Origin of the sequence: Candidatus Afararchaeum irisae, from assembly GCA_034190545.1 — an archaeon.
Classification (GTDB): domain Archaea; phylum Halobacteriota; class Halobacteria; order Halobacteriales; family Afararchaeaceae; genus Afararchaeum; species Afararchaeum irisae.
Window position 1 is genome coordinate 1 of record JAXIOF010000022.1, and the last position, 1,071, is coordinate 1,071.

The 1,071-nt window shown below is 56.3% G+C and carries 1 protein-coding gene; it reads right to left on the reverse strand.

Features of this window, described 5'->3' with window-relative positions; all coding sequences use genetic code 11:
- Positions 1–924: hypothetical protein (locus SV253_03010; protein ID MDY6775036.1), on the reverse strand; the 924-nt coding region annotated here is incomplete at its 3' end.
- Positions 925–1,071: the final 147 nt, after the last annotated feature.

Consider the following 1,071-nt stretch of genomic DNA (forward strand, 5'->3'; position numbering starts at 1 on the left):
GTCAGGTGTATACCCGAGTAAGTGTAAGTCCTTCTCCTCGCCGTTTTCGTCATCCCCTCGAAGCTCCCTACCCAGTTCCATGTACTCGTATGCGTTCTGAGAGTAGGAGACACGACGGGTCTCTGTCGCCCAAAGGAGCGCGTTGAACTCTTGGACATGGGCAGGTCTCTCCTCGATCTCCTCGAACGTATCCGTCATATAAGAACTGAGGTACGCAGACAGATTATTGATGTACTCCTCGTCGGAGTTAAGATAATCCTCGTCACGGTCACGACGAGTTACACGATTAACGCTTACGGCGTCAACGTGCGCCTCTTTGCCCGCACCGACACAGTTCCGTAGGTGCGCCTCTACGGGCTGTCTGAAGAGGTCTCGGCTTACGTGACCTCGAACGAACACCGCGACATGAGTATGCGCGTATCCACTCTCGTGAGGTTCTAGGATACGCGCAAAAACGTGTTCGCGGGAGTCAGGCACAGCGCGATTAAGTGCCTCTCGGACGGAGTCCCACGAAGAAGTATGTTCGAGGAGATGGTCAACTGGTGCGCGCCAGCCATCTCTCTTGTTCTTTGAGCTAGAGGTTAGGCTGAGTAGTGCAGTAGTAAACTCACCCCACCTGTGTCTGAGTCCCCGCTCTAAGTCAGCGAGACGGCTATACTCTCTCTTGGCTCCCTCCGGCGCGAAACGGACGTTTGGCTCGACTGTCGTACGATCTCCGTCGGCGTCCTCGAAGACGAGCGCGCCGGCGTCTTCCGTGTAGCCTTCAAGCCAGTTCTGGTACGCCCATCTACATCCTGCCCAGTCAGATACGTCCCCGTCGTCGGTGACGACCTCCTCGCGGAGTTCGACACCGTCCCGCGCCGTAAGTGGTCTCCGGGCTTTGTTCCCGTCAGACTCAACGAGTCTCTGAGTCCCTTCAGGCACTTCGTCCGGCGATAAATCGCCGTACGGCGTGTCCTTGGAGATGGTCGTTGACTTATACTTGTGTTGCCAAGGGCTAAGGTCAGTTCGGCGGTCTAAGTCCTTACTCCAAGAGTACCCCGACGTACTCAAGACCGACCACCTCCTCGA